The sequence below is a fragment of the Levilactobacillus fujinensis genome, assembly GCF_003946335.1.
Taxonomy (GTDB): domain Bacteria; phylum Bacillota; class Bacilli; order Lactobacillales; family Lactobacillaceae; genus Levilactobacillus; species Levilactobacillus fujinensis.
The window spans coordinates 26,641-52,514 of record NZ_RHNX01000014.1 but is presented as its reverse complement, the minus strand read 5'-3'; the positions used below and the strand labels follow the sequence as shown (position 1 = coordinate 52,514).

Genomic DNA, 25,874 nt, shown 5'->3' with positions numbered 1-25,874 from the left:
TATTAGATTAGTTAAATATGGCAGCCATAGCCGGCCAACTTACACCCCCGGTTTGTTTGTGTAAGGCCCTCAGTAAGCCATTGTTGACCGCATGGGGAAGCCAGGGTGCTACACTGGTTGGCAAAGGACGTAGGGACGATAAATTGGCTAGACAAGCCTGGGAAAAACGGTTAGACTACTTATTGAATACTGTGAGCGAGGGATTATAAATGACAAAAGCAGAAATTTTTGACAAGATTGCCGATATTATCGCCGATCGATTTGAAACTGATAGAGACGCGATCAACGATCAACTGAATTTTAAACAGGACTTGGATGCGGATTCCATTGACTTTGTGGAATTTGTCTTGGAACTGGAAGATACCTTTGGCGCAGAGATTTCGGATGAAGATGCCGAAAAATTGAATACCATTGGCGAAGTTGTGGACTACATTGATGCCCACCAAAATCAAGCAAAATAAAGTACCAAGCGAGTCCGGGCCGCAACTTTTCGTCCCGGGCTTTTTCAATCTGACTATGAAGAAATGAGGGAATTTACGCGTGATTGCTGGATTAAATGAAGAATTAGCAGAGAACTTTGATATTCACTTTAAAGACCAGTCGCTACTCGACGAAGCGTTTACACAAGCCTCGTACGTCAACGAACACCCAAATCAGGGCCTGAAATTTTATGAACGAATTGAATTCCTAGGGGATGCTGTGATGCAGTTGGTCGTTTCCAACTATATCTTTCGACGTTACCCCAAGATGCCCCAGGGACGCTTAACGCGGCTTCGGGCAGCCATGGTCAATGAACAGAGCTTTGCGAGTTTTGCACGCGAATGCCATTTCGACCAATATATTCGGTTAGGTCGGGGTGAGGAAAAGGCGCAGGCTCGGCAACGCGACTCCTTGTTATGCGATATTTTCGAGTCCTTTATTGGTGCGCTGTATATGGATCAGGGGTTGGACAAGGTGGTGCCGTTCGTGACGACCGTCGTCTTTCCTAAGCTGGATGAGGGCCGTTTCGACGAATTCTTTGACCACAAGACCGAACTCCAAGAATTGGTCCAAAAGAATGGGTCAGTTACCATCGACTATCGCTTATTGGATGAAGAGGGGCCAGATAATGACCGGGCCTTCAAGGTTGCCGTTTACGTGAACGATAAGTTACTGGGGGAAGGAAACGGCCACTCCAAGAAGCATGCGGAACAAAATGCAGCACGGCATGCGCTGGAGAATCTGAAAGAAGAGTAAGGATGACTAACGATGCGGTTGAAGACATTAGAAATTAGCGGGTTCAAATCCTTTGCGGATAAGACTCGAATTGACTTTTTGCCGGGAATGACCGGCATCGTCGGCCCTAACGGTAGCGGAAAGAGTAACATTTCTGAGGCCGTCCGTTGGGTTCTAGGGGAACAGTCCGCCAAAAGTTTACGAGGCAGTAAAATGCCCGATATAATCTTTGCGGGTTCGGCTGACCGGCACCCATTGAATAGAGCAGCAGTGGCCATTACATTGGACAACACTGACCACTATTTGAAAAGTGACTATACCGAACTGACTATCAGTCGGGCGCTGTATCGGAGCGGTGAAAGTAATTACCAGCTTAATGGTCAGGACTGTCGATTAAAGGACATTACGGAACTGCTCATGGATTCCGGGATGGGTCAGGACTCCTTTTCCATTATTTCTCAAGGACGGGTGGAATCCATCTTTAATAGCAAGCCTGAGGATCGCCGTAACATCATTGAAGAGGTCGCCGGAGTCTACAAGTACCGCAAGCATAAGGAAAAGGCGCAGCGAGAAATGGACGACACGATGGCTTATTTGAGTCGGGTTGAAGACATTATCGCGGAACTCGAAGGCCGAATCGAGCCGCTAGAAAAACAGAGTAGTTTGGCACAAGATTATCTTGATCAACAGGAAAAATTTGCTCTGTTGGATCGAACCCAACTCACGCGCCAATTACGAGCAGAGCTGGCCGAAAAGCAGACGGCCGACAGCCTTGTGCGCACCAAGCATAACCAGGTCACGATGCATCAAAATGCCGAAAAAGAGCAGTTGGCAACGGTTCAGCAGTTGAAGCAAGGACAGGCTGATCATTTGGCAGCCAAGGATGCCCTGCAAGCAAAATTGGTGACGGCAACGCAACGGGTTGAACAAGCTCAGGGACAGGTGAATCTGTCCGGCGAGCAGCAACGCCATTTGGACGAACAACAGCGGCAGGCCAAGGATCAACTGGCTGAACTAAACGATCGTATTGCGACCAATCAAGACGCATTAGCTACGACTAAACAACAGGTCAACGAGCTAGTGGCGGCGATGAAGACAGCTCAGGGTGAAGTCAAAACTTTAACGGTGGCGACGGACCCCAAGACGGTGACAGCGTTGCGGCAGCAGCTGGAGGATCTACGTACGACATACTTCGATCAGAAACAACAGATTGCCACGCTGCGGAATCAACGTCAGTATTTACAACAAAATCAAGAACGGGTACAGCAACAAGGTCAGCGGGTGGCCCAGCAGCTGGCTGACTTACAGGCGAAGGCCCGAGCGGCCCAAACGACGGTAATGACGCTCACGGAACAGACCACCACAGTTAAGGCACAGGTGAACCAAGCCGAACAGGGATTAGACACCGAAGCTGGGCAGTATCAGCAGTTACAAAAGGCCTACCAGCAGGCCCAGCATAATTGGCAAGCAGCCCTAGAAGTTTACCAGCGAGCGCAAACGCAGGCGGCGAGCCTGCAGTCTGCTTCAGCCGAATATGGGGGGTTCTACCAGGGCGTCCGGGCCATTTTGAAGCAACGTGATCATTTTCGCGGCTTGCTGGGCGCCGTTTCCGAACTTCTGCAAGTACCGGAACGGTATACGATGGCGGTAGAATACGCCTTGGGTGGTCAGCTACAACAGGTCGTGGTCGATGACGAAACGACGGCGAAGGCTGCGGTCGGTTATTTGCGCGAACACAAAGGTGGACGGGCAACCTTTTTACCACTAACTACGATTCGCGGCCGTCAAGTCGACCGGAGCACGCGGCAACTCTTACGGGGACTCTCTGGTTTTCTTGGTGTCGGGAGTGACCTGGTACAGATGACAGCCCAAGCACAGCCCATTTTGGACTACCTGCTGGGAACCACGATTTTTGCGGCCAATTTGGATACGGCCGTCGATATCAGTCAGCGGATTCACCATCGCTATCGGGTGGTTAGTCTGACGGGTGACGTGGTCAGTGCCAGCGGGGCCATTTCCGGGGGGCAATCGCGGCAGAGCCACAGCAGTGTTTTGCGGCAACAACAAGAGTTACAACAGCTCCAAACGTCGATTGCGGCTATGAAGAGCAAGCTTACGGCTCAGGAAACGAAAATCAAGCAGCAACGAGCCGGGCTACAGGACAGTGAGGCTCGCAGTCAGGAACTGCAGGTAACGATCAATCGCTTACAACCACAATGTCGGCAATTAGAGGACAATCTGGCAAATGCCCAAACGACGGCCGGACAGGCTGATCGGCAGGTGAAGGCCGCCAAATTGGAGATCAAACAGGCGCAGGTGGTCACGGACGACCAACAGGGTGAGTCGATTGCGGCGCGAATTACCGTCGGCGAGCAGGATGTGGCGGCGACCGAGCAACACGTCAAGGACTTGCAGACTAAGATCACGACAGTGACGGCTGAACAAGCGCAGAATCAGACGGCGTTAACTGCCAAGCAAACATGGTTGGCGGGAGCTAAGGAACGTCACCAACAGCAGGTAGAAACGGTGCATCGACTGGAAAAGCAAATGCAAGCTGACCAGCAACAGGTGACGACGGTGACCGCCGAGCTACAGCAATTGGTGAATCAGGAGTCACTGACGCCAGAACAGGCTCAGCAACGGCTGGCCGACGCCCAAGTGGCCCGGCAGACAGTCGAACAACAAGTGGCGCAGGAAAATGAACTGTTGACCACAGCAAACGATGATCTGGCTGCTGCCGAAACGGCAAACCAGCGGACTAGCGGGTTATTGCAGTTGGCTAACGATGAGTTGCAACAAGCACAGGTCAAGCAGACGCGTCTATCGGCCTTGATCGACCAACAACAGAACCAGTTGTCTGAAAAGTATCATGTGAGCTTAGCGGCTGCCGAGCAGGATGTCAGTGACTTGCCAGCCGATGAGCTTGCGGTCCAATTGAAACTATTGAAGCGTGGTTTGGATGAGATTGGGCCGGTCAACGTGAACGCCATTGACGAATATAAAGATGTGCGTGAACGCTATGATTTCTTGACGCAACAGCGCGATGATCTATTGACGGCTAAGGAGCAGTTGACGACGACCATGACTGAATTGGATGGCCAAGTCAAACGCCGATTCAAGGACAGCTTCGATCAAATTGCGGCAAAGTTTACTGCGACATTCCGCCAGATGTTTGGTGGGGGAACGGCTAAGCTTGTTTTGACCGATCCAGATGACTTACTAACAACTGGAATTGACATTATGGCGCAGCCACCTGGCAAAAAGTTCCAGAACATGGGGCTTCTTTCCGGTGGCGAGCGGGCACTGACAGCGATTACGCTATTATTTGCGATTTTACAGGTGCAACCTGTGCCATTCTGTATCTTAGATGAAGTGGAAGCGGCGCTAGATCCAGCTAATGTGACCCGATTTGCCCGTTACATTCATCAGTTCCAAAATCAAACACAATTTATCGTCATCACCCATCGGAAGGAAACCATGGTTCAAGCCGACATTTTGTACGGTGTGACCATGCAGGAGTCCGGGGTGTCTAAGATGGTGGCAGTTGACCTTGACCACGAGACCACTACGGAAGGGAAGCAATCCTAATGGGATTATTTGATATTTTCCGTCGGCGTGCCAAGCCGGCGAGTGAAGCACCAAAACCGGAATCAGAAGCAGAACCAGTAGAAAATGCGGCCGTCACTAGCGAGAGTGTTGCGAGTGAGGCAACGGATAGTGAGACCAGTGTAGCCAGTGAGACCAGTGAGACCAGTGAGACCAGTGAGACCAGTGAGACCAGTGAGACCAGTGAGACCAGTACAACTAGTGAAGCCGAAACGAGTGAAGCAACGGCCACAACTAGTGAGTCTGAGACTAGCATAACTCCCACCAGCGAAGCGTCACAAACAACTGACAATGGGAATCTAATCGGTGAAGTTGTGCCTAATGAGGCCAGTGAAACGGCAACTGAAATGACGAGTGAAGCCCCTGTGGCGCCAACTGTTACTTCAGAATCCGTTACCAAGTCAGTGGTTGTGTCTGAACCTGAGGTAACATCTGAAGCGGCACCAGTTTTGGAGTCAACATCGGTAGCCGAAACGCCAGGTAGTGAGGCGGTTGTTGCAAACAGTGAAGAAGCAAAGGGTGCGGCTGAAAAATCAGTTGAAATGCCTAGCGAAGCAGAATCCGTGCCGACAGAATCTGTGCCAGCTGAACCCACCGAAAAACCTGTCAGTGACGAACAACTTTACGACAAGGGGCTGGAAAAGACGCGGACGACATTTGGTCAGCGCCTGAACGCTCTGCTTGCCAACTTTCGGCACGTCGACGAGAGTTTCTTTGATGACCTTGAAGAGACTTTGATTGGCGCCGACGTTGGCTTTGATATGGCTGTGAAGCTCAGTGACGAGTTGCGAGATGAAGTGAAACTACAAAACGCTAAGAAGTCCCAAGATGTACAAAACGTGGTCGTGGAAAAGTTGGTCGAGATTTATGATGCGGCCGGTAACGATGAGAGCACGGCACTAAACATGGCGTCTGAGGGCCCCACAGTAATCTTGTTTGTTGGGGTCAACGGGGTCGGTAAGACGACGACCATTGGGAAGATGGCAAACCGTTTCCACCAACAGGGTAAAAAAGTTCTGTTGGCCGCCGCCGATACTTTTCGGGCTGGGGCGACGGAACAACTCGATGTTTGGGCTAAGCGCGCGGATGTCGACATTGTCACCGGGAAACCACAGTCGGATCCCGCTGCTGTTGTGTTTGACGCCGTGAAAAAGGCGAAGGATGAGGATTACGACATCCTTTTCGTTGACACCGCTGGTCGATTGCAGAACAAGGTCAACCTGATGAATGAGCTGGAAAAGATGAAGCGAATCATCACCCGTGAGATTCCAACTGCGCCACATGAAGTCTTATTAGTGTTGGACGCCACAACTGGCCAGAACGCGCTGACACAGGCGAAGTTGTTCAAGGAATCTACGGACGTGACTGGAATCGTCTTAACTAAGTTAGATGGGACGGCCCGTGGGGGGATCGTGCTGGCAATTCGCAACGAGCTCCACGTCCCGGTGAAGTTCATTGGACTTGGAGAACAGATCTCAGATCTACGACCATTTGATCCGAACGAATTCGTTTATGGCCTGTTTAAGGGCTTGATCGACGTTAAAACTTTGGAAAAAAAGTAAATAATTAGCGACATGAGTGTTGACCTTAGGGGGGTGATACTTATGCCGTTTTTTTGATGTTTTCGTTGAACCGAAGACGGGTTAACGCTTGAAGAGTAGGCTGATAAAGTAAGACTAGCCTAAAAACAGGTCCTGTAGTTATGCTTGAAATGTCAAAAACTATTTACATATAATGTTAAACATGTTTTACTATAAGTGGTCATAGTTTTGACGTTAAGAAGGTGAGAAACGATGCGGAATAGCATTACCGTTCGGCGAAAAAAATTAAAATTGTCTCAAGCCGAAATTGCTGAGTTGGCTAAGGTGACCCGGCAAACTATTAATGCGATTGAAAATGACAAATACGATCCTTCACTAACTTTAGCTTTTAAATTGGCGGAAGTTTTAAATACAACGGTTGACACGTTATTTGATTACGAAACGAAGGAGGCGTCAAAATGACACGAGCGCAAAGAATCGTTCGCTTCACCTTTTGGAGTAATAACCTTACTGCCATCATCTTGGCGATTTTATTTTGGATAGATATGCCAGATTGGTTGACTATGGTTGTTGTTTTATTAATGACTGTGAATCTGTGGGGGATGTGTTGGTATTTGTCAAAGTATCTGGGCGTCAAGACATTTAAGGGGCTGTATTTTGTCGATGATGAACGGGATAAGGCGGTAGCGTTGCGCGTAATGCGTGCATGCACACACTTATAGATTGCATATGCTTACTGATGCTAATAGTCTTTGTCCTCATGGGGAGTTCCTGGCAGTTCACAGTGGTATCGTTTGGAAATACTATTTTAGGTTTACTATTGCTTATCATAATTGGTAGCAATTGTCAGTACTATTATCTTTGGCATAAATATGATCGGGCATAACTAAAGCATAGGAGATAACTTTAGGATAGAAGTTAGCACAGTGTTTGAATGAATGTTGTGATAATACGTTTAAAGCCAACCGGTCAGTAGGGTGTCGTCCAATTAATAGGTGCAGGAGCTGAGAACCGGATACATACGATAGGAATTAATGTGATCAATACTTAGGGGGTTAGCCAGCTTTTGACAGGGTTGCCTGTTGTATCATCTATAATTTTTGAGTCAGAGGCAGGCTTGGAAAGTAGCGGGAAATCGGAGTGTAGCCGTTTTAAGGAGTGCTTTTATTTTTGATTCAACCGGTTACTTACTAACTTTTAGGTTGCTGCTGGTTCTGGGGGGGGGCTACTTAGCGTGGAGACTGATTTTCGACAAGACAAGATAGCTTGATCCAGGCAAAAGAAAGATATTAAAATTAGCGTTGTAAAATCCAACTGTGGGTTTACAACGCTAATTTTGTATGGTTTATAGTTTTTGAATCAGAATCAAACAGGGATTCCAGGTGTCCCAGAAGGTCGGGAAAACTTCTAACGGGTCAAAACCAACTGCACGGTAGAAGGTATTAGTTTGATCATAGGCGGTATAGTGGCCGGGAGCGACCGTCTTGACCTGAAGGTAACTAAACGTTTGGCGCGCGTTCGCGATGAGTTCGACCATGAGTCGCCGGCCGATACCTTGATGGTGGTAGGCACGTTTGATACCCATACACTGAACTTCAGCGGTAGCAGCACTAGTCGTGGTGAGGCCGATGAAGCCCACGACATTTTTTTCATTGCGAGCGACCCATAGTGGTAGGTCACGGGCAGCGTCAACGTATGCTGTCATGGAGTTCGGCAGTCCGAACCACTCGGGAAGATCAGCGAGAACTTCTTGGACGATGTTGGCTTTGGTGATGGCGTCGTTTTCACGCGTGATAGTGATTGACATGGTAATATCCTCCTGGTATGTAGAAAGTGAGTGAGATTTAATTGTTCCAGTGGAGAATAAGGATGACAGTGAGGGGCATGAAATGCGATTGCTTTATGAAAAGTAAGTGAGAATTCCGCTATTCATGGGTTAACAACACGAAAATTATTATTAAAATAGATGATCAGCGCTGACTTTGCGCGTTGACCATGACTGATGCACATCAAATGTGATTAAGCTGTTTCACCAGTAACTTTACCCGAAATCAGCGAAAAAAATTGACGAAAGCGCTAAAAATCGGTACCCTAGTAGAGTGTGACACGAACTGGAGGACCAAGCATGGAGATTGAAAAAAACTATCGGATTAATTCCTTATTTGCGTTCTACCAGCCGCTACTGACCGTGAAGCAAAATAACTATATGCAATTATATTACGGAGATGACTATTCTTTGGGTGAAATTGCTGAAGAGTATAATGTTAGTCGTCAGGCGGTCTACGATAATTTACGGCGGACCGAGAAAATTCTCGAAGATTATGAAGCTAAATTGCATCTCTACCAAGAATTTACCGCGCGCAATCAACAGGCCGATGAGATTCAAGCGTACGTGGCGGATAACTATCCCAAGGACGCGAAGCTGAACCGGTTGGTTGCGGGTCTTGAAAATCTAGAAGAACAATGAAAGTTAGGTGGCAAAACGAATGGCGTTTGAAGGATTAACCGAACGACTACAAAACGCAATGCGCAAATTGCGGGGCAAAGGGAAAGTCTCCGAAAGTGACCTGCGAGAAACCATGCGTGAGATTCGGCTGGCATTACTAGAAGCCGACGTTAACTTTACCGTGGTCAAGGACTTTGTGAAACAGGTTCGTGACCGGGCAATGGGGGCCGATGTCTTAGAAGGACTGAACCCCGCGCAACAGATCGTTAAGATTGTTGATGAAGAGCTGACCAAGACCATGGGGGAAGAAGCCGTTCCCCTGAACAAGTCTGACAAGATTCCAACGATCATCATGATGGTTGGGCTGCAAGGGGCCGGGAAAACGACCACTGCAGGGAAGTTGGCGCTGAAATTAAAGAATGAAGAAAACGCACGGCCATTAATGATTGCGGCCGACGTTTACCGGCCAGCCGCCATTGAACAATTGGTTCAAGTGGCTGCCGGTATTGATGTTCCTGTCTTTCAATTGGGAACTGACGTGGATCCTGTGGAAATCGTTCGTCAAGGATTAGCGCAGGCTGAAGAAAAGCATAACGATTACATCATCATTGATACGGCCGGTCGTCTCCAAATTGACGAACAGCTGATGGATGAACTGGCGAACATTAAAGATTTGGCGCATCCAGATGAAATCCTGTTAACGGTTGATGCGATGACTGGGCAAAACGCTGTAGCGACTGCCGAAGGATTCAACGGTAAACTCGACGTGACCGGTGTCGTATTGACTAAGTTGGACGGGGATACCCGTGGTGGGGCTGCACTCTCGATTCGCGCAGTGACTGGCAAGCCAATCAAGTTCATCGGGCAAGGCGAAAAGATGACCGATTTGGACGTCTTCCACCCCGACCGGATGGCGTCACGAATCTTGGGCATGGGGGACATGCTGTCCCTGATCGAAAAGACGCAAAAGGAATACGATGAAAAGCAAGCACAACAATTAACCGAAAAAATTCAGGAAAATTCGTTTGATTTTAACGATTTTCTCGATCAACTTGAACAGATTCAAAAGATGGGGCCAATGGATGAGCTGATGAAGATGATTCCTGGAATGGCCAACAACCCAGCCATGAAGAATGCTCAGGTCGACCCTAAGGACATGGGTCGTTTGAAGGCGGTTGTGTACTCTATGACGCCACAGGAACGAACGAATCCGGATCTTTTGAATCCATCGCGACGGCGGCGAATCGCAACCGGGTCAGGACGTCCTATTCATGAAGTGAACCGCATGATCAAGCAGTTTAATCAAATGAAGAAAATGATGAACCAAGTGTCGAAGGGCAACATGTCCGGTATGGAACAACTCATGGGCAACACAGGTATGGGTGGCGGTGGCATGGGTGGCCGGATGCAGAAGATGGCCATGAACCGGATGTCCCGGCAAATGAAGAAGAATAAAAAGAAGCGACTGAAGCGCAAGAAGCGGAAGTAGGCTTTAGTGAACGGGTTTGGAAATGGCAGAATTGTCATCTCTGGACCTGTTTTTGTTTTGACCGGATATGAATAGAAAAATGGCCGGAAACTTTCATTTACAACTGATAATTTTGGGTCTGCGGTATGGAAAAGATACAATCAGAGTTGGTGGAATCCCTGATAGCCGCAGATGGGCATGCCACACAATCCTTCTTTGAACCATGTTGAATAACACCGTGAATCTTTTTATACCTTTTGGGTAGACGCAGGTGAAAATCTCCGGTATACTACGAATTAAAGAACCAACCATAAGGGAGTAACTAGCAGATTAATCTGCGGTAATATCGTCAGCAAGAAGCCAATCCGGTATTACCTTAAATAGTGAGACTTATGTGTGTCCACAAAATTTTTTGTGTGCATGCGTAGGTCTCATTTTCTTTTAGCCCCGGTTAGAAGAAGATGAGCTTACAGCACACCTCAGGAGGAATGGCAAATGGCCAAAGTACCATTTTATCAAGAAACGGTCGCGCAGCTGTATCAAAATTTACAGACTAACGACCAAGGCTTAAGCTCACAAGTTGCACAAGAACGGCTCGAAAAGAATGGGCGAAACGTATTGAATCAGCAGAAGACGACGTCGCTCCTCCAGAAGTTTTTAGCACAATTCAAGGACTTTATGATTATTGTGTTGATGGTAGCGGCGTTAATTGCTGGACTGACCGGTGAAGTGGTCGACGCTGTGATTATTTTGCTGGTGGTCGTGTTAAACGCCATCTTCGGGGTTTTCCAGGAGGCCAAGGCCGAAGAAGCCATCAACGCGCTAAAGGAAATGTCGGCACCTAACGCGACGATTCGACGCGATGGTCAGGTTATGAGTGTGAAGAGTGACGAACTCGTCGTTGGGGATATCGTTCTATTGGAAGCCGGGGACATTATTCCCGCCGACCTGCGTTTACTTGACGTGGCCTCTTTGAAGGTCGAGGAATCAGCGTTGACTGGGGAATCCGTGCCAGTGGAAAAGGCAGATGCCATCCTGACTGAAAACGAGTTGGCTATTGGTGATCGGCACAACATGGCGTTTATGAACAGTAACGTCACATACGGTCGGGCGACCGGGGTCGTTGTGGCGACTGGCATGCAGACGGAAGTGGGCCGAATTGCTGGCATGATTGAAGCCGCCGATGAGACCACGACGCCACTACAAGCCAATTTGACGCAATTAGGGAAGTCACTGACCATTTTGATTTTGGTGATTGCCGCTATCGTCTTTGCCATGGGAATGTGGCGTCAGGCCGAGAGCCTGATCGACATGTTATTGACGGCGATTTCGTTAGCCGTTGCCGCAATTCCTGAGGGCCTGCCCGCCATCGTGACGATTACCTTGGCGTTGGGAACACAACGAATGGCCAAGCGCCACGCCATTGTGCGAAAACTCCCTGCCGTTGAAACGTTGGGGAGCACCGACATCATCGCCTCGGATAAAACCGGAACGTTGACGCAAAATAAGATGACGGTCGAAAAGGTTTACGAGAATCTCAAATTAGCCGACGCCCATACTTTGGATTTTTCCCGGGACAATCGCTTGGCACAGGTCATGATTTTAAGTAACGACACAAAAATCACGGCCGATGGACTCGCCGGGGATCCCACGGAAACGGCGTTGGTCCAGTATCAGTTGGACCGCGATTATCCGGTTGACCAAGTCTTACAGGAGATGCCACGGGTCGCAGAAATTCCATTCGATTCTGAACGAAAATTAATGTCGACTGTCCATCCGTTGACAGATGGTCGCTTCTTGATTGCTGTCAAGGGTGCGCCTGACGAATTGCTCAAACGGGTGACCCGTTTAGCCAAGACGGACGCGGTCGTACCGTTGACCGATAGTGACCATCAAGCCATTTTGACGACCAATCACGACTTAGCAACGCAGGCCTTACGAGTACTGGCCTTTGCCTATCGGATTGTCGACCAAGTACCAACCAATATGACTAGCGAAGCCGTAGAAAACGACTTGATTTTAGCTGGGATGGTTGGCATGATTGACCCTGAGCGGCCAGAAGTTGAACAGGCTGTGGCTGACGCCAAGTCTGCTGGAATTCGTCCCATGATGATCACCGGTGATCATCGTGATACCGCAGCTGCGATTGCTGCACGGTTAGGTATTATCGAAAAAGGCGATACGGCTGCCGTAATTACCGGTGCCGAACTGGATGAAATGGACGACGCTGTATTTTCCAAAAAGGTTGGAGACTACTCGGTCTATGCACGGGTCGCACCGGAGCATAAGGTGCGTATCGTGAACGCTTGGCAAAAGCGTGGCAAGGTCGTTGCCATGACCGGAGATGGCGTCAATGATGCCCCCGCCTTGAAGGCCGCCGATATTGGTATTGGGATGGGCATTACGGGGACCGAAGTTTCCAAGGGTGCCAGCGATATGGTTCTGGCTGATGACAACTTCTCGACCATTGTGGTGGCCGTTGAAGAGGGACGGAAGGTCTTTGCCAACATTCAAAAGGCTATTCAGTATCTGCTGTCCGCAAACCTAGGGGAAGTCCTGACGTTGTTCATGATGACCATGTTAGGGTGGCAGATCTTAGCACCGGTTCACATTCTATGGATCAACCTGGTGACGGATACATTACCAGCAATTGCCTTAGGGGTCGAACCGATGGAACGTAACATCATGAAACAGCCGCCACGAGGCCGCAAGTCGAACTTCTTCTCCGGTGGGGTCCTCGGTGGGATTATCTACCAAGGACTGCTTGAGGGGGGAATCACCCTGTTCGTTTACTGGCTGGCGTTGACGTACCCGGTTCATGCAGCGACTAACTTGATCCATGCCGATGCCTTGACCATGGCCTTTGCCACCTTAGGGTTGATTCAACTGTTCCACGCCTTTAACTCCAAGTCGATTCACGGCTCGATCTTCACGGTCGGTCTATTTAAAAATAAATTCTTCAACTGGGCGATTTTGATTGCCTTTGCTTTACTGGCAATGACGATTCTGGTGCCCGGCTTGAACAGCATGTTCCACGTTGCCCACCTGGATGCGTTCCAATGGGGAATCGTCTTGGTCGCTTCATTCATGATGATTGTGATTGTCGAAATCGTGAAGTTCTTCCAGCGACGATTGATGAAGTAATTTTAAACAAATAATTGTTTGGTTAGTTAACATACACTGGTCAAGTAGTTAAGAGTCCACCTTGTGAACGTCATTATTGGCGATTACGGCGTGGACTTTTTTCGTTTTGTAAAGGATTCCGTCGGATTGCCATAATTTTTTGTATGCAAAGTGGGTTGTGGTAGCTTTGCATGACGGGCATAAAAGCAGGGCTTGACGTTCATAACGTGCTGCCCGTTTAACGTGTTCTACGGAACAGTCGATTGGAGTCAGAAGAGGTCGGAGTGAGAAGTCTGGTGAAGTATGTTTCGCGGTAAGTGGGGTTCCTGCTAGTTGCAGAAGGTCATTTATAACGAACAGAAGACTTGCACGGCCCGATATATGTTAAACTAATTTTAGACAAAATTCGGAAGGACGTGACAGACGTGGCATTAACGTATCAGGCGTGTTTGCAAGCGACCCAGGTGGTCTTGGCGAGCGGTGCCGTGCCGACCATCGTGGGTGAAGCCGGAATCGGCAAGTCGGCCTTGGTGGCGGATCTTGCACAACAGCGACACGCCAAGCTTTTCACGACCGTGGTGAGTCTGGTGGAAAAGGGTGATCTGGTGATTCCAGTGCCACCGCTGACCAGCGATTCTTTTGTTCAAACGAAGCAGTACGGGTCCTTAGCCGACGTTCAGTTTGGGTATTCGCACACCCTGGTTGCCATGATTCGTTACGCCGAGGCGTACCCCGAACAGGAGATCATCTGGTTTTTAGATGAGTTTAATCGGGGCACACAGGCCGTTCAAAGCGAGCTGATGAATCTGGTTTTGCAGCGGCAGATAAACACGTTGATGTTGCCCAAACAGGTCCATTTGATTTTAGCTGAGAATCCGGATGCTACCATGGCCGGGTTTGAGCAAAGTCACTACGGTGTGACCCCCGGGGATGCGGCTATTGCCGATCGAACGACCCGGCTGATTTTGCAGGCCGACACAGGGACCTGGTTACAATGGGCTACGAGTCGTGTTAACGATGTGGCAAGGATTGATCCGCTGGTGACTCAGTATCTGACGGATAATCCCGCGGACCTCCACGTCATAGGGACGACCAATGCGACGGATGATGATCTCCAGCCGACACCACGGGCCTGGGAGCGGGTCTCACGTGCCATTCGTGAACTCGATAAGCAACACCTCTTTAGTCAAACGGCGGTTGTTACGGCCATTATGCAAGGAAATTTGGGGATGACAGTAGGGACGACCTTTGCTGGTTTCTTGGTGGCACAACGTCCGGGATTAACGGTGAATCAGGTCTTTGGCATTGAAGATGCAACCACGGTCTTTCAACAGTTGGCTCCCGCACAACAACAACGGATTCTCCTGAACTGCCTAGACGCGGGACAAGAGTGGCCGTTAACGGTTGGTAGCCATGCACAGCGTTTTGACGAGTTACTCACGAATTGTGCGCCAGATGGCCAGTTTGCCATTGCCCAGAAGATGGCCGGACAGAACCATCTCTTGGAAAATTTAGCAGCAGTCAAGGACCAACAACCCGGCGTTCGACGACTTTACCGGTCGCTTACGGCGATTGGTTTGCGGAGTAGTGAAGTCGAGGTGTAGGCGATGGTGAGTTTAACACAGGATCTACAACGGTTACGCCAAGCTCCGGCAAGCGACCGCAATCGATTGACACAGGTCGCGTACCGTGATGCCGTGTTGTATTTGTTGCAACAAGACCCATTTTACGGGCACGTGTTGAGTCAGTTGACTCTCACATTTCGGGAAGACTTGACAGCGCCACTAAGTCTCGTTTCAACGGCCCGGGATTGGCAACTTCAACTGAATTCGAGTGCCTTACAGCGAACGACTTGGACCGGTACACAGTGGTTAGCGATGCTGCGACATACGGTGTTACACTTGCTTTGGCGGCACCCACAACGTTACGCGACGGCCGTTCAAACGCCAGCACAGGCCGGGTTAGTTCGGTGGGCCACCGACGCGGCGGTCAATGACTACCTGACCGATTTGCCGGCCGATACAATTACTAGTCAGAAATTAGGGCAAATATTAGAAGAACCAGTTCTACCACAACAGGATTCTGCGGTCTATCTAAAACAACTCCGTCATTGGCAAGCACAAAAAGAGAGCACTAACCGCCAACTAGCAGTAGGTGGTCCCCAGTCATTACCAGCAGCGCCACAATACGACGGTCACAGCGGTTGGCAGGAAGCAACCGCTGAAACTGCCGAGGCACGCGAGCAGTGGCGAGCACAGCTTTTCACGACAGCAAATGAGGCAATTTCTGCCAAGCAGCGCGGAACCTTGCCGGGTAGCATTCAAGCAGCACTCATGCCCCTGGTGGTTGACCAGCCATTGGATTGGCGAGCACTATTAAAACGCGGTTTGGGTCAGGTGCCAGCAGGTCGTCAGCCAGCATACGGGCGGTTTAACCGCCGGCAACCGGTTCGTATGGACTTGCCGGGAGAAATCGTACAGACTTGGCGAAAAATAGCAGTCTTTGTGGATGAGTCTGGTTCGATGGGGAATCAAGAAATCAGCTACCTCCTGGGGCAAATGGCAACGTTATTGGCCATTTATCCGGCGCAGGTGACCGTTTACCCGTTTGATACGGTCGTTGACCCAACACGTGCTTTCGCACTGGAGCGGCGGCCACAGACACTTCAACGAACTGGCGGTGGGGGAACACGATTTCAAGCCGTGTTCGATGTCTTACCCCACTTGCTTGCTGGGGGGACGAATCAGTTGGTCATCATTTTGACGGACGGCTATGGTGAGAAACAGGTGCAATCAACGCTACCAGTGACGGTTCTGTGGCTCCTAACGAGTCCGACTGACCAATTTTCGGTCAAACGCGCACCAGGTACCGTGGTGAGTTTGATGACCGATCCGCAGTGGCAGTTGCTAAGGAGGCAATCATGAGTGAGTTAACGGCAACAGAATTACGCGATGTCTTACAACAAACGGCGGCGTATCGCAATGCACGTGCGATTTTAAATGGTGAATGGGCGGCGCGTGCCGAAGAAAACCCGCTGTTTCAAGCGCCAATGACGATTGCTGATCTGAGATTTGCTCGTGACTTACAAGCCGTCGGGGTCAAGCAGGGACCAAACTTTACTGATTACGCTACTGTTCAGCAGTGGATCGTGGCGAATCGAGAATCGTTAACGGTCGATGATCTGGTCTGGTTACGCAAAGATTTTGATTAATTTGAGGGTGTAAAGAAAAAACCCTTTACATCATATCCAGAAACTGGTATATTATTACACGTTGAAAGAAATACAGGAGGTGTCTACATGTCAGTTAAGATTCGTTTAAAGCGAATGGGTTCTAAGAAGCGCCCATTCTACCGGATTGTGGTTGCCGACTCACGGAGTCCTCGTGATGGTCGTTTCATCGAACAAGTTGGAACGTACAATCCAGTTACCCAACCAGCTTCAATCACGTTGAAGGAAGAATCTATCATGAACTGGTTGAACAATGGTGCTCAACCTTCAGATACGGTTAAGACTTTACTCTCCAACGCTGGTATCATGAAGCAATACCATGAAGCTAAATACACTAAAAAGTAGTGATTAGCCATGACCGATTTTAAGGCATTAATTCTAGCAATTGTTAGCCCACTCGTCGAACATCCGGAATCTCTAGTGGTGACACCAGTGGAAACGGAGCGCTTTTACGAATATCGGTTAGCCGTTCATCCGGACGATGTCGGCCGGGTCATCGGCAAACAAGGTCGCGTGGCGCAGGCAATCCGAACGATTGTCTATAGTGTTCGCGTTCAAGGTAATAAGCGGGTGCGTCTCATCATCGATGACCGCCCAACAAAGACTCTCGAGTGAGGCGGCAACGTTTCCTCGAGTTTTTTTGTTCCCCAAAATAAATTTAACGTCCATTTGGATCAGTAATCATGAGTTGAAATAACCAACTAACTTACAAGGAGGCAAACAATATGGCCTATTATACGGTAGGAACTATCGTAAATACACATGGTATCAAAGGCGAGGTCCGCGTAATCGCAACGACAGACTTTCCTGAAAGTCGCTTTGCGGTAGGGTCAACGGTTTATGCTTTTCAACAGGGACAGGCAAAACCCGTGGCATTAACCATTATGACGATGCGGAAACATAAAAACTTTTATCTGTTAGGTTTTGAAGGAAAACCATCAATTAATGACGTTGAAGTCTACAAACAGAGTACCTTAAAAGTGACCGACAACGAACTAGAGACCGGGGACTTACAACCCGGTGAATATTACTATCACCAAATCGTTGGCTTAAAGGTCGTCACTGAAGCTGGCGAAGAGCTGGGTGAGATCAAAGAGATTTTGTCCCCGGGCGCCAATGATGTCTGGGTCGTTGACCGGGCAGGTAAGGATGACTTGCTGTTGCCTAAGATCGATGATGTCGTGAAGAAGGTCGACCTGGATGCCGGCCAAGTCACCGTGGAACTAATGGAGGGACTCGAGTAATGCGTATCGATGTGTTAAGTTTATTTCCCGATATGTTTTCCGGTCCCATGCACGATTCCATCGTGGGTAAGGCGATTGAAAATGGCCATCTGACCATGCCTGTGACGAACTTTCGGGATTATTCGACTAATAAGCACGGCAACGTCGATGATTACCCGTTTGGGGGCGGCGCGGGAATGCTCCTGCAGCCGCAACCCATTTTTGATGCCTTAAAGGCGACCGAGGAACAGGCGGCTGCAGAGGGTCTTCCCAAGGGCCGTGTGATTTTACTCGATCCTGCCGGGGTGACCTTTGACCAGCACGTGGCCGAAGAATTCGCTCATGAGGAACATTTAACCTTCCTGTGTGGCCACTACGAGGGCTATGACGAGCGGATTCGGACGTTGGTGACCGATGAGGTGTCTTTAGGTGACTTTGTCCTGACAGGTGGCGAATTAGCTTCAATGGTCATGATCGATGCCACGGTCCGGTTGCTGCCGGGGGTACTGGGAAATTCAGAATCAGCACCGGGAGACTCATTTTCATCTGGTCTGCTAGAATACCCACAATACACACGGCCAGCGGAATTCCGCGGCATGAAGGTGCCAGACGTTTTGATCAGTGGAAATCATGGCAAGATTGATGAGTGGCGTGAAAAAGAAGCACTGCGGCGGACGTATCAACGCCGACCAGATCTGATCGACCACAAGAAACTGACGCAGCAGCAAAAGCACCTCTTAGCTGATGTTCGTATTGAAGAGGAAGAACGGCAGGCTGCTGAACAGGAGTCAAGAAAATAACCTTTACAGGCATTTCGAGATATGATACACTTAATTTTGGCTGTTTAGCCATAAAAACAATATTCCGCTGTCGAGACTGAGAATGAATGTTGGCGAAAGGATAGAATATATTATGCGCCAAAACAATTTAATTTCTAAGATCAACCAAGACCAATTACGGGACGATGTTCCAGATTTCCGTGCCGGAGACACTGTTCGGGTTCATGCCCGGATCGTCGAAGGTACTCGCGAACGTATCCAATTGTTCGAAGGTGTCGTAATCAAGCGTAAGGGTGCTGGCATCCAAGCAACTTACACGGTACGTAAGATCAGTAACGGTGTCGGTGTGGAACGGATCTTCCCATTACACTCCCCACGTGTTGCTAAGATTGACGTTATTCGTCAAGGTCGTGTACGTCGTGCTAAGCTCTACTACCTCCGTGAACTTAACGGTAAGGCAGCGCGGATCCCAGAACGTCGTCGCAACTAGTTACCAAAAAGGGTCAATCACTTCGGTGGTTGGCTTTTTTATTTGTTTCTTTGTCAACCGATGTTGATGGAGGGAATTCCAGGCGGTTACTGAGGGTTAAGCATAACCTAATAGCGTTATCACAGTTTAAGTGGGTATTTTGCGTTGGCCTAGGTGTCTTGGCGTTGATATCGTCGTTGTACCAACCAGATTATAAAAGTCACGCCATCAAATAGCAGGAGACCGACCCAGAAAATGTTGAGTGACAGGGCATTCGCTAGGGTGGCAAAAATCAATGATCCCAAGGGAATAGTTAGTTGAACGACCGTATAGAAGGCACTGATGATGGCCCCGATGGACTTCTTGGGCAATTCGTTGATCATTTTCCCTTGTACTTGGGGATTTAGAATCCCAAGAAGGATGCCTGAGACGGTAACGATACCGAGTAAGAGTGGCCGACTCTTTAGAAAAGGAATGTTCAATGGCATTAAGCCATAGACGATGTAAATCAGGATAATTCCTTTAGAAATGCTGAGATACTGCGTAATTCGTCTGGGTAAAAGGAAACCAATGATACTGCCAACGGATTCAATCATTCCCACTAGGGCAACGGTGTAGCCATAGTTCATAAATAGCAGTTGTGGCTGACGGACGTGGAAGAGTAGCACTAGTGCCAGGAAAAAAGAGACGGAATTAAGTCGTGCAAATAGACTATAGCGATCGTGGAAGGTCGTCAAGAGTGCGGCACCGATGAGCCCGCCAGTGACGGCAATTGTTGAATTGATTCCGGACTCAAATCCCTCTGCTTCGGAAATATCCTCGGGGGGCCACGATATCTTTGATGATCGGGATAGCGCTGTAGGTGTTAAAACTTCCAATTAATTTGACCAGCATGCTCAGGCATAGAATTAAGATGAACCCTGGCCAATTTCCTTGTCCCAGCATTAACAGGCTGATGATTGTAGAAGATTCCCTGGATCAAGCGATTGCGGAGTTACAGACGAAAATAATTCGTTGATTGATCGGCCAAATAACCCATTAGGATATCTAAAAGGAGCGGTAGGCTACCCGCAACGGAGGCAACACTACTAGCCAAACTCGGATGTGACATATGGCGGGCATAAATTACAAAAACGATACCAAAGAGCGAGAAACCAATGGCGCTGATAATATTGGCTAACATGAAGATACGGTAGTGGAAATTACGAAAGAAGACTTCCATCGGTGATCGCTTCCTCAGCGTGCTGAATTTCACCTAATTTTTGGGAAATACGGATGGCCTAATAATGAGTTGATAGCACTAATTATGCTCATACTAGAAATTGATAATAATGAATTGAACTAGATTAAGTTGGTATTTAATGAGAATAATCTAATCAAATGTTCATTTAACCGATGATAGATGATATAATACAGATTAAGAAAAGGGGTGCCAATGATGAAACGATTTCTAGTCATGTTATATCCCGGCTTTTTGTAACTTTGAGATTGCGGCCTTAACTGAAATCTTGGTTTTTCAAGATGATTGGAAAATGACAACGGTTGGTGCGGAACAAAAGGCGTACACGGGAGAGGATTCCTTAGAAGTTTTGGCGCAAAATGAGTTCTCACAAGTCAACCCGCTAGAGTACGACTTGTTGATTCTCCCAGGTATTGATGATTACCATGTTCCGTTAGGCGATGGCCGCAACGTGGATTTTCTGGCACAGTTGAAGACACCCAGTAAACGACCAATCATTGCGGCTATGTCGAGTTCACCGATTTTATTAGCGAAGGCGGGACTGTTAGCTGACGCTAAGTTTACGGGGGGACTCTTTGAGGAAACGTATGAGAAAAATCCGTTCATTCCAAAACAAAACTTGGTTCGTCAGCCGGTCGTTTCAGACAATGGCGTTATCACGGCGAGTTTTCAATTTTTCCGTGAGTTTGCGATTACGGCGGCGCGGGCTTGTGGAATTAGGGTCGGGGATACCTTCTTGGAACCGGCCCGCACGGATCGACCATATACGGTGGAAGAGCTGACTTACCATTTTGAAGGGTAAAAATGGTGAGCGGTTGGGTCCTTTTAGGTCGGTTTGTAAATAATTAAGGCATAACGATTGGACGATGATAGGTTTAACAAAAATGAAGGCCTAATTGGCCAGAGAAGGGAAATATTTCCTCATGACAAAGCGGCAAAAAGCTAGGCATTACGTACTGACACTACTAAAGGGTGTGGTCATCATGCTGGTTTTACTGACCTGGGATCTGAAGCACACCAGGATGGGCTGGACGATTCCCGTCACCTATTTCACCACCTGGATATTTTTGAGCTGGCTACTCTGTTACCCAGCGCTACGGAACAAGTATCAGAGTTTGTATAGTAAAAATGGCGAACGGTTTGAAACGTATAAGCACCGAGCGTTGTCCATGCATCGCCAAGATGTGGGAAATAGTCATGAGAATCGTCGGTGGACACCAAAGGGAGTAGCCGCCAATCCTTGGGAGTATACGACTGGAACCACACAAAGTACCGATGAGATTCTTAATCCAGTCCTGATATTTGCTGAACACCTATGGGCGACGTTTTTACTGATTCTCTTTGGTCCAGTGCTAGTTGTGCTGGCTGGGGTGATGAAGCTGGTATCTTGGCTGCGGCAAAGACCGCGTTGACGTTAGGAGATTAGGACATCGCTTCGGCTAAAAAGTAAAGTCTAACAGGGGAGCGCCAGATGAGGAGGGTGTTCTCATCACAGAAGTCATGTCGAAGTCTTGCCAAGCTTGCTATGCTTGGGTATTAAAAAAGGACTAAGTCGGGTTAACTTAGTCCGGATATTTATTAAGAATTCAATGCTACGATAAGGATGATTGTAAAGGCAGCCTGCAAGACCAAAATAGTATAGCTCTCTGGCTCACGATAGAGGTGATTAAGAACCATACCGCTAATGGTGATACAGGTTGATAAGGCAAAGATGATGGCTAAGACCGTCCCCATTGGATACATTACCTTTGCCGGCACTTCGAAAATTAAGGACATGCCAACAAGCAGAAAGGCGTAAAAATCGAACATGCCGATTCGAAACAGGCCTTTAATGCTAGGCCGTAATACTCTATTCATTTTCCCCGCTTCTTCCCTGATTCCCGCTAACTGACTAGCCAGCCTACCCCAAGCCAGCTAGGATGTCGCCAATTAACGTTAAATTTAGATGAGAATTGCCATCTATGATTAGAATTATACTATAATGGGTTAACTTTTCAAGGGGGGAGCAAATCAATCAAATCATTTTTGATCTTGGTTAGATGGGAGCCAGAGCTAGTTCTGAAAATTGGGATGATTATGAGAACTGATTATGAGAACTACAATTAAAATTTAATCTACGAGAGAAGAGTAACGATGAGCAAACCGTATGGAACACAGGATTTTCTAAAGCAACTCCAAAATGCAGGTGTTGTTGCGGGTGATAGTGTTATGGTCCAAAGCATTTGACTGGATCACCGGGGACAGCCGGGCCGTTATTACAGCACTCTGTCAGGCCGTGGGACCAACTGGAAATGTGGTCATGCCCAGCCAGACACCGGAACTATCGGACCCCTCATTGTGGACAGAGGGTCCAGAACCAGAGGAAAACTGGCAGCCAATTCGAGAGCGAACCATGGGTTACAGCAAACGCCTGACGCCTGCAATTGGTCAGAGTGAGGTGGTCGAACTATTTCGAAACTACCCGGGCGTTGTGCGATCGATGAATCCGCTAGACTCTTTTACGGCGTGGGGAAGCCGAGCAAAATGGTTGACCACAGATACAACATACGATTTTCCATTCGGGGATGATGGCGTGTTAGGGAGATTGTATGAACTGCATGCCAAGCTAGTCTTAATTGGAACAAATTTTGAGACAAACACAGCGCTCCATTTGGCGGAAACCAGGATCAATCGAAACATTAAGGTCATTGAGGAGACCGCACCAGTTGAGATGGGAGACTTTTTACATCCACAAAAGAAAATGGTGACGTTTAAAAATGTCGAATTAGAGACCTACGATTTTTTAAAGTTGGAGCGTGAATTTGAGGCGCAAGGTACCGGGATGGCCAAGGAGGACCTACCTAAGGGTAAACTGCGGGTCATTGATATGCGGCAGTGTGTCGATTTTGCTGAAGAAAAATTCAAGACGTATACTTATACGAGCTAGGCGTGGATGGCGTGTGAATGTGTGTATCGCTATCTCAGACTGGTGAGGACGTAACAAAAGTACCGGTCCAACAAGCCATTTCAAGAGTGGCAACAGGAATGATGATATGTCGTTATAATTGCCGGCGGAGGTTAGAGGACGGTTTTACTTGAAATTGATAACAAAAAATCGTCTGTAGTAAGAAGATACAAAATAACCTTTGACAAGTACATAAATAACGTGTATAGTTAACTATTAGAGTTTAAGAGATGCTAATAACGTGATTCAGAGAGATTGGTTAGCAAGCCGGAGTTTCTTAGATTTTAAAATGGTCCGCCCATTCACAGGAATGGGGGGCCATTTTTTTATGCAGTTTTTTAGAAATGATGACGGCCTGAACTTGATATAGGAGACTAGCAATGATGAATTTCAGATGCTGATCACGATGAAAGAACAACTAGTGGCTAATTTGAATTGGAGCTTATTTATGGTCTTAATTTACTTTGTGGGTGACATTTTATCGATTGTTAATCGTAAATTACTGAGGTATGCTAAAGAAGCAAGTTAAAGGAAAAAGGGACTTTTGGAAAAATAGAATGCTGGTGTGACGGCGTTTGTTTAGTGTATTCCCCACAGGTGTGGGGGTGATCCCTTGCGTGCAGTATTTGTAGATGAATATTGGCCGTATTCCCCACAGGTGTGGGGGTGATCCTGGATTGAGGTTTAATAATCGTCTTAGACTTTGGTATTCCCCACAGGTGTGGGGGTGATCCCTGCTTTTGATATTCAGCAGTATTGGTAAGTTTGTATTCCCCACAGGTGTGGGGGTGATCCTATACCCAATGAGTTACGGTCCCTGAAACAATGGTATTCCCCACAGGTGTGGGGGTGATCCTAACAGGTAGAATGAACACATATATCAAATGATGTATTCCCCACAGGTGTGGGGGTGATCCCAAACGCTAAGTATCGCAACCGGCACGTATTTAGTATTCCCCACAGGTGTGGGGGTGATCCCGTCGCTATCTTCGTAAGCTTGTCGTTTACCTTGTATTCCCCACAGGTGTGGGGGTGATCCTTGGTCGACGTAGTTGCCGGCCAAAGCCAGGCCGTATTCCCCACAGGTGTGGGGGTGATCCTTGAGTCTTCCGGATTAATGATCGTATTGGGCAGTATTCCCCACAGGTGTGGGGGTGATCCTTAAACAGATTTTTGAACCAGTTCTTGTGTTTCGTATTCCCCACAGGTGTGGGGGTGATCCTTAGCTAAGACATAAAAAATGGAGGTATCATTAGTATTCCCCACAGGTGTGGGGGTGATCCCACGTTCGATGATTGAGGTTGATGTATTGGTACGTATTCCCCACAGGTGTGGGGGTGATCCAGCTGATAAATTAGGAGTATCTAAACAATCAGTATTCCCCACAGGTGTGGGGGTGATCCTTGACGTGGCAACTAAGTCTGATGTTACAACGGGTATTCCCCACAGGTGTGGGGGTGATCCTTCATGATAGTCACCGTACCAGTTGGTGGCGTAGTATTCCCCACAGGTGTGGGGGTGATCCTCGACTTCACTCACCAGGCGACCCGTCATCGAAGTATTCCCCACAGGTGTGGGGGTGATCCTGACTCATCAGGAAATGGTATGTCGCGGAAATCTGTATTCCCCACAGGTGTGGGGGTGATCCTGAGGCATCAGAAGCATGATGTCCTTCAAAGCAGTATTCCCCACAGGTGTGGGGGTGATCCTCATCATCTCCGGCCCACGTATAACTTTTGTCTGTATTCCCCACAGGTGTGGGGGTGATCCTTATTCTACAGTAATTCTACTCTGAAAGCGGGGGTATTCCCCACAGGTGTGGGGGTGATCCTAATATTAAGGATACGGGTGTTATTGCTGTCGTGTATTCCCCACAGGTGTGGGGGTGATCCCGCCCGCCGGTAAAAAAGGGCATAAAAAAAGCAGTATTCCCCACAGGTGTGGGGGTGATCCTTAATTCTGGTTCCAGCCACTGCCGACCGCTCCGTATTCCCCACAGGTGTGGGGGTGATCCTAAAATGATGGCGGCTATCGCGACAGCAGTTAAGTATTCCCCACAGGTGTGGGGGTGATCCTTTCTCGCTCATACGGCATACTATCGGGATCGAGTATTCCCCACAGGTGTGGGGGTGATCCTGACATTGTTTTTAGCTTAGATCACAAAACTCGGTATTCCCCACAGGTGTGGGGGTGATCCCATGTATATCGAAGCGTCAACGGGATTACTACAGTATTCCCCACAGGTGTGGGGGTGATCCTATAGCAGCGGCCGTTGGGGCACCGTGCCAAGCGTATTCCCCACAGGTGTGGGGGTGATCCTCACTCCTTTAATTTTTAAGTGTCACTGGTATGGTATTCCCCACAGGTGTGGGGGTGATCCTGCCGAGCAGTTCGATGGTTCAAAAGAGTCAGCGTATTCCCCACAGGTGTGGGGGTGATCCTTAATCGGGCTTCCTTCACGGGTGATGATGCGCGTATTCCCCACAGGTGTGGGGGTGATCCTCACCCTTTGGAAAGAGTTCTTGGCGCTGATAGGTATTCCCCGCAGGTGTGGGGGTGATCCTTGGTTAGCTTTCACGATGCATGACAAA

Annotated in this window: 24 protein-coding genes and 1 CRISPR repeat array; of the genes, 20 read left to right on the top strand and 4 right to left on the bottom strand. The window is 48.4% G+C overall.

What is annotated here, in order from left to right; translation table 11 throughout:
- Positions 1 to 209: 209 nt before the first annotated feature.
- The 6 genes from acpP to EKM89_RS06790 all read left to right on the top strand — a co-directional run bounded on the left by acpP (position 210) and on the right by EKM89_RS06790 (position 7,084).
- Positions 210 to 461: an acyl carrier protein gene (acpP, locus tag EKM89_RS06815; protein WP_125686962.1), complete on the top strand. Its 252-nt coding sequence runs from the start codon at positions 210 to 212 to the stop codon at positions 459 to 461.
- A gap of 79 nt (positions 462 to 540) precedes the next feature.
- Complete coding sequence (gene rnc, locus EKM89_RS06810) at positions 541 to 1,236, top strand: ribonuclease III (RefSeq protein WP_048736169.1); 696 nt, start codon at positions 541 to 543, stop codon at positions 1,234 to 1,236.
- 12 nt (positions 1,237 to 1,248) lie between these two features.
- On the top strand, positions 1,249 to 4,803 hold the full coding sequence (smc, locus tag EKM89_RS06805) for a chromosome segregation protein SMC (RefSeq protein ID WP_125686960.1): 3,555 nt from the start codon (positions 1,249 to 1,251) through the stop codon (positions 4,801 to 4,803).
- A complete protein-coding gene (ftsY, locus tag EKM89_RS06800) occupies positions 4,803 to 6,383 on the top strand; it encodes a signal recognition particle-docking protein FtsY (RefSeq protein WP_125686958.1) in 1,581 nt (526 codons plus the stop codon). Before smc ends, ftsY begins: the two co-directional genes overlap by 1 nt.
- A gap of 231 nt (positions 6,384 to 6,614) precedes the next feature.
- A complete protein-coding gene (locus EKM89_RS06795; protein ID WP_125686956.1) occupies positions 6,615 to 6,824 on the top strand; it encodes a helix-turn-helix transcriptional regulator in 210 nt (69 codons plus the stop codon).
- Positions 6,821 to 7,084, top strand: a complete 264-nt coding sequence (locus EKM89_RS06790; protein WP_125686954.1) for a hypothetical protein — start codon at positions 6,821 to 6,823, stop codon at positions 7,082 to 7,084. Before EKM89_RS06795 ends, EKM89_RS06790 begins: the two co-directional genes overlap by 4 nt.
- Before the next feature lie 623 nt (positions 7,085 to 7,707).
- Here the strand turns inward: EKM89_RS06790 and EKM89_RS06785 are convergent.
- Positions 7,708 to 8,169: a GNAT family N-acetyltransferase gene (locus EKM89_RS06785; RefSeq protein ID WP_125686952.1), complete on the bottom strand. Its 462-nt coding sequence runs from the start codon at positions 8,167 to 8,169 to the stop codon at positions 7,708 to 7,710.
- A 318-nt stretch (positions 8,170 to 8,487) separates the two neighbouring features.
- Between EKM89_RS06785 and EKM89_RS06780 the strand changes: the two genes are divergently transcribed.
- From EKM89_RS06780 to rplS, 11 genes are all read left to right on the top strand, one after another.
- The gene (locus EKM89_RS06780; protein ID WP_125686950.1) at positions 8,488 to 8,829 is read left to right on the top strand and encodes a putative DNA-binding protein; all 342 of its coding nucleotides are present in this window, start codon (positions 8,488 to 8,490) and stop codon (positions 8,827 to 8,829) included.
- A 19-nt stretch (positions 8,830 to 8,848) separates the two neighbouring features.
- Positions 8,849 to 10,297, top strand: a complete 1,449-nt coding sequence (gene ffh / locus EKM89_RS06775) for a signal recognition particle protein (protein WP_125686948.1) — start codon at positions 8,849 to 8,851, stop codon at positions 10,295 to 10,297.
- A 474-nt stretch (positions 10,298 to 10,771) separates the two neighbouring features.
- Positions 10,772 to 13,420, top strand: coding sequence for a cation-translocating P-type ATPase (locus tag EKM89_RS06770; protein WP_125686946.1), 2,649 nt, complete (start codon positions 10,772 to 10,774; stop codon positions 13,418 to 13,420).
- A 404-nt stretch (positions 13,421 to 13,824) separates the two neighbouring features.
- A complete protein-coding gene (locus EKM89_RS06765; protein ID WP_125686944.1) occupies positions 13,825 to 15,003 on the top strand; it encodes an ATP-binding protein in 1,179 nt (392 codons plus the stop codon).
- A 3-nt stretch (positions 15,004 to 15,006) separates the two neighbouring features.
- Positions 15,007 to 16,323 carry a vWA domain-containing protein gene (locus tag EKM89_RS06760; protein WP_125686942.1) on the top strand — a complete coding sequence of 439 codons (1,317 nt, stop codon included), beginning with the start codon at positions 15,007 to 15,009 and terminating at the stop codon, positions 16,321 to 16,323.
- Complete coding sequence (locus EKM89_RS06755) at positions 16,320 to 16,610, top strand: hypothetical protein (RefSeq protein ID WP_125686940.1); 291 nt, start codon at positions 16,320 to 16,322, stop codon at positions 16,608 to 16,610. The genes EKM89_RS06760 and EKM89_RS06755 overlap by 4 nt, the downstream gene beginning before the upstream one ends.
- Positions 16,611 to 16,697: 87 nt before the next feature.
- Complete coding sequence (gene rpsP / locus EKM89_RS06750; protein ID WP_020088982.1) at positions 16,698 to 16,973, top strand: 30S ribosomal protein S16; 276 nt, start codon at positions 16,698 to 16,700, stop codon at positions 16,971 to 16,973.
- 9 nt (positions 16,974 to 16,982) lie between these two features.
- Complete coding sequence (locus EKM89_RS06745; RefSeq protein WP_125686938.1) at positions 16,983 to 17,243, top strand: KH domain-containing protein; 261 nt, start codon at positions 16,983 to 16,985, stop codon at positions 17,241 to 17,243.
- A 110-nt stretch (positions 17,244 to 17,353) separates the two neighbouring features.
- Positions 17,354 to 17,872: a ribosome maturation factor RimM gene (rimM, locus tag EKM89_RS06740; RefSeq protein ID WP_125686936.1), complete on the top strand. Its 519-nt coding sequence runs from the start codon at positions 17,354 to 17,356 to the stop codon at positions 17,870 to 17,872.
- Entirely contained in the window at positions 17,872 to 18,651 is a 780-nt protein-coding gene (gene trmD, locus EKM89_RS06735) for a tRNA (guanosine(37)-N1)-methyltransferase TrmD (RefSeq protein WP_125686934.1), read from the top strand. Before rimM ends, trmD begins: the two co-directional genes overlap by 1 nt.
- Positions 18,652 to 18,763: 112 nt before the next feature.
- Positions 18,764 to 19,120: a 50S ribosomal protein L19 gene (gene rplS / locus EKM89_RS06730; protein ID WP_125686932.1), complete on the top strand. Its 357-nt coding sequence runs from the start codon at positions 18,764 to 18,766 to the stop codon at positions 19,118 to 19,120.
- A gap of 149 nt (positions 19,121 to 19,269) precedes the next feature.
- Here rplS and EKM89_RS06725 read toward each other — a convergent pair whose 3' ends face one another.
- Both EKM89_RS06725 and EKM89_RS06720 read right to left on the bottom strand, forming a co-directional pair.
- On the bottom strand, positions 19,270 to 19,977 hold the full coding sequence (locus tag EKM89_RS06725; RefSeq protein ID WP_125686930.1) for an MFS transporter: 708 nt from the start codon (positions 19,975 to 19,977) through the stop codon (positions 19,270 to 19,272).
- A 116-nt stretch (positions 19,978 to 20,093) separates the two neighbouring features.
- Complete coding sequence (locus tag EKM89_RS06720) at positions 20,094 to 20,321, bottom strand: hypothetical protein (RefSeq protein ID WP_125686928.1); 228 nt, start codon at positions 20,319 to 20,321, stop codon at positions 20,094 to 20,096.
- 310 nt (positions 20,322 to 20,631) lie between these two features.
- On the opposite strand from EKM89_RS06720, the gene EKM89_RS06715 reads away from it, so the two are divergent.
- Both EKM89_RS06715 and EKM89_RS06710 read left to right on the top strand, forming a co-directional pair.
- Positions 20,632 to 21,141 (top strand): DJ-1/PfpI family protein, encoded by a 510-nt coding sequence (locus tag EKM89_RS06715; protein WP_263853923.1) that lies wholly within the window; start codon positions 20,632 to 20,634, stop codon positions 21,139 to 21,141.
- 121 nt (positions 21,142 to 21,262) lie between these two features.
- Positions 21,263 to 21,751 carry a hypothetical protein gene (locus tag EKM89_RS06710; protein ID WP_125686926.1) on the top strand — a complete coding sequence of 163 codons (489 nt, stop codon included), beginning with the start codon at positions 21,263 to 21,265 and terminating at the stop codon, positions 21,749 to 21,751.
- A gap of 166 nt (positions 21,752 to 21,917) precedes the next feature.
- Here EKM89_RS06710 and EKM89_RS06705 read toward each other — a convergent pair whose 3' ends face one another.
- Positions 21,918 to 22,196: a hypothetical protein gene (locus EKM89_RS06705; RefSeq protein ID WP_125686924.1), complete on the bottom strand. Its 279-nt coding sequence runs from the start codon at positions 22,194 to 22,196 to the stop codon at positions 21,918 to 21,920.
- 340 nt (positions 22,197 to 22,536) lie between these two features.
- On the opposite strand from EKM89_RS06705, the gene EKM89_RS06700 reads away from it, so the two are divergent.
- Positions 22,537 to 23,265, top strand: a complete 729-nt coding sequence (locus tag EKM89_RS06700) for an aminoglycoside N(3)-acetyltransferase (RefSeq protein WP_164510529.1) — start codon at positions 22,537 to 22,539, stop codon at positions 23,263 to 23,265.
- A 602-nt stretch (positions 23,266 to 23,867) separates the two neighbouring features.
- Positions 23,868 to 25,846: a CRISPR direct-repeat array (repeat unit 28 nt; unit sequence GTATTCCCCACAGGTGTGGGGGTGATCC).
- Positions 25,847 to 25,874: the final 28 nt, after the last annotated feature.

Bases quoted from the DNA above. Each gene is read 5' to 3' on its own strand.
- EKM89_RS06715 (WP_263853923.1), top strand. From the start codon at position 20,632: ATGACAACGGTTGGTGCGGAACAAAAGGCGTACACGGGAGAGGATTCC.
- EKM89_RS06745 (WP_125686938.1), top strand. From the start codon at position 16,983: ATGACCGATTTTAAGGCATTAATTCTAGCAATTGTTAGCCCACTCGTC.
- EKM89_RS06720 (WP_125686928.1), bottom strand. From the start codon at position 20,321: ATGGAAGTCTTCTTTCGTAATTTCCACTACCGTATCTTCATGTTAGCC.
- ffh (WP_125686948.1), top strand. From the start codon at position 8,849: ATGGCGTTTGAAGGATTAACCGAACGACTACAAAACGCAATGCGCAAA.
- EKM89_RS06795 (WP_125686956.1), top strand. From the start codon at position 6,615: ATGCGGAATAGCATTACCGTTCGGCGAAAAAAATTAAAATTGTCTCAA.
- EKM89_RS06780 (WP_125686950.1), top strand. From the start codon at position 8,488: ATGGAGATTGAAAAAAACTATCGGATTAATTCCTTATTTGCGTTCTAC.
- acpP (WP_125686962.1), top strand. From the start codon at position 210: ATGACAAAAGCAGAAATTTTTGACAAGATTGCCGATATTATCGCCGAT.
- trmD (WP_125686934.1), top strand. From the start codon at position 17,872: ATGCGTATCGATGTGTTAAGTTTATTTCCCGATATGTTTTCCGGTCCC.
- EKM89_RS06710 (WP_125686926.1), top strand. From the start codon at position 21,263: ATGACAAAGCGGCAAAAAGCTAGGCATTACGTACTGACACTACTAAAG.
- smc (WP_125686960.1), top strand. From the start codon at position 1,249: ATGCGGTTGAAGACATTAGAAATTAGCGGGTTCAAATCCTTTGCGGAT.
- ftsY (WP_125686958.1), top strand. From the start codon at position 4,803: ATGGGATTATTTGATATTTTCCGTCGGCGTGCCAAGCCGGCGAGTGAA.
- EKM89_RS06760 (WP_125686942.1), top strand. From the start codon at position 15,007: ATGGTGAGTTTAACACAGGATCTACAACGGTTACGCCAAGCTCCGGCA.
- rimM (WP_125686936.1), top strand. From the start codon at position 17,354: ATGGCCTATTATACGGTAGGAACTATCGTAAATACACATGGTATCAAA.
- EKM89_RS06785 (WP_125686952.1), bottom strand. From the start codon at position 8,169: ATGTCAATCACTATCACGCGTGAAAACGACGCCATCACCAAAGCCAAC.
- rplS (WP_125686932.1), top strand. From the start codon at position 18,764: ATGCGCCAAAACAATTTAATTTCTAAGATCAACCAAGACCAATTACGG.
- EKM89_RS06755 (WP_125686940.1), top strand. From the start codon at position 16,320: ATGAGTGAGTTAACGGCAACAGAATTACGCGATGTCTTACAACAAACG.
- EKM89_RS06770 (WP_125686946.1), top strand. From the start codon at position 10,772: ATGGCCAAAGTACCATTTTATCAAGAAACGGTCGCGCAGCTGTATCAA.
- EKM89_RS06790 (WP_125686954.1), top strand. From the start codon at position 6,821: ATGACACGAGCGCAAAGAATCGTTCGCTTCACCTTTTGGAGTAATAAC.
- rpsP (WP_020088982.1), top strand. From the start codon at position 16,698: ATGTCAGTTAAGATTCGTTTAAAGCGAATGGGTTCTAAGAAGCGCCCA.
- EKM89_RS06705 (WP_125686924.1), bottom strand. From the start codon at position 22,196: ATGAATAGAGTATTACGGCCTAGCATTAAAGGCCTGTTTCGAATCGGC.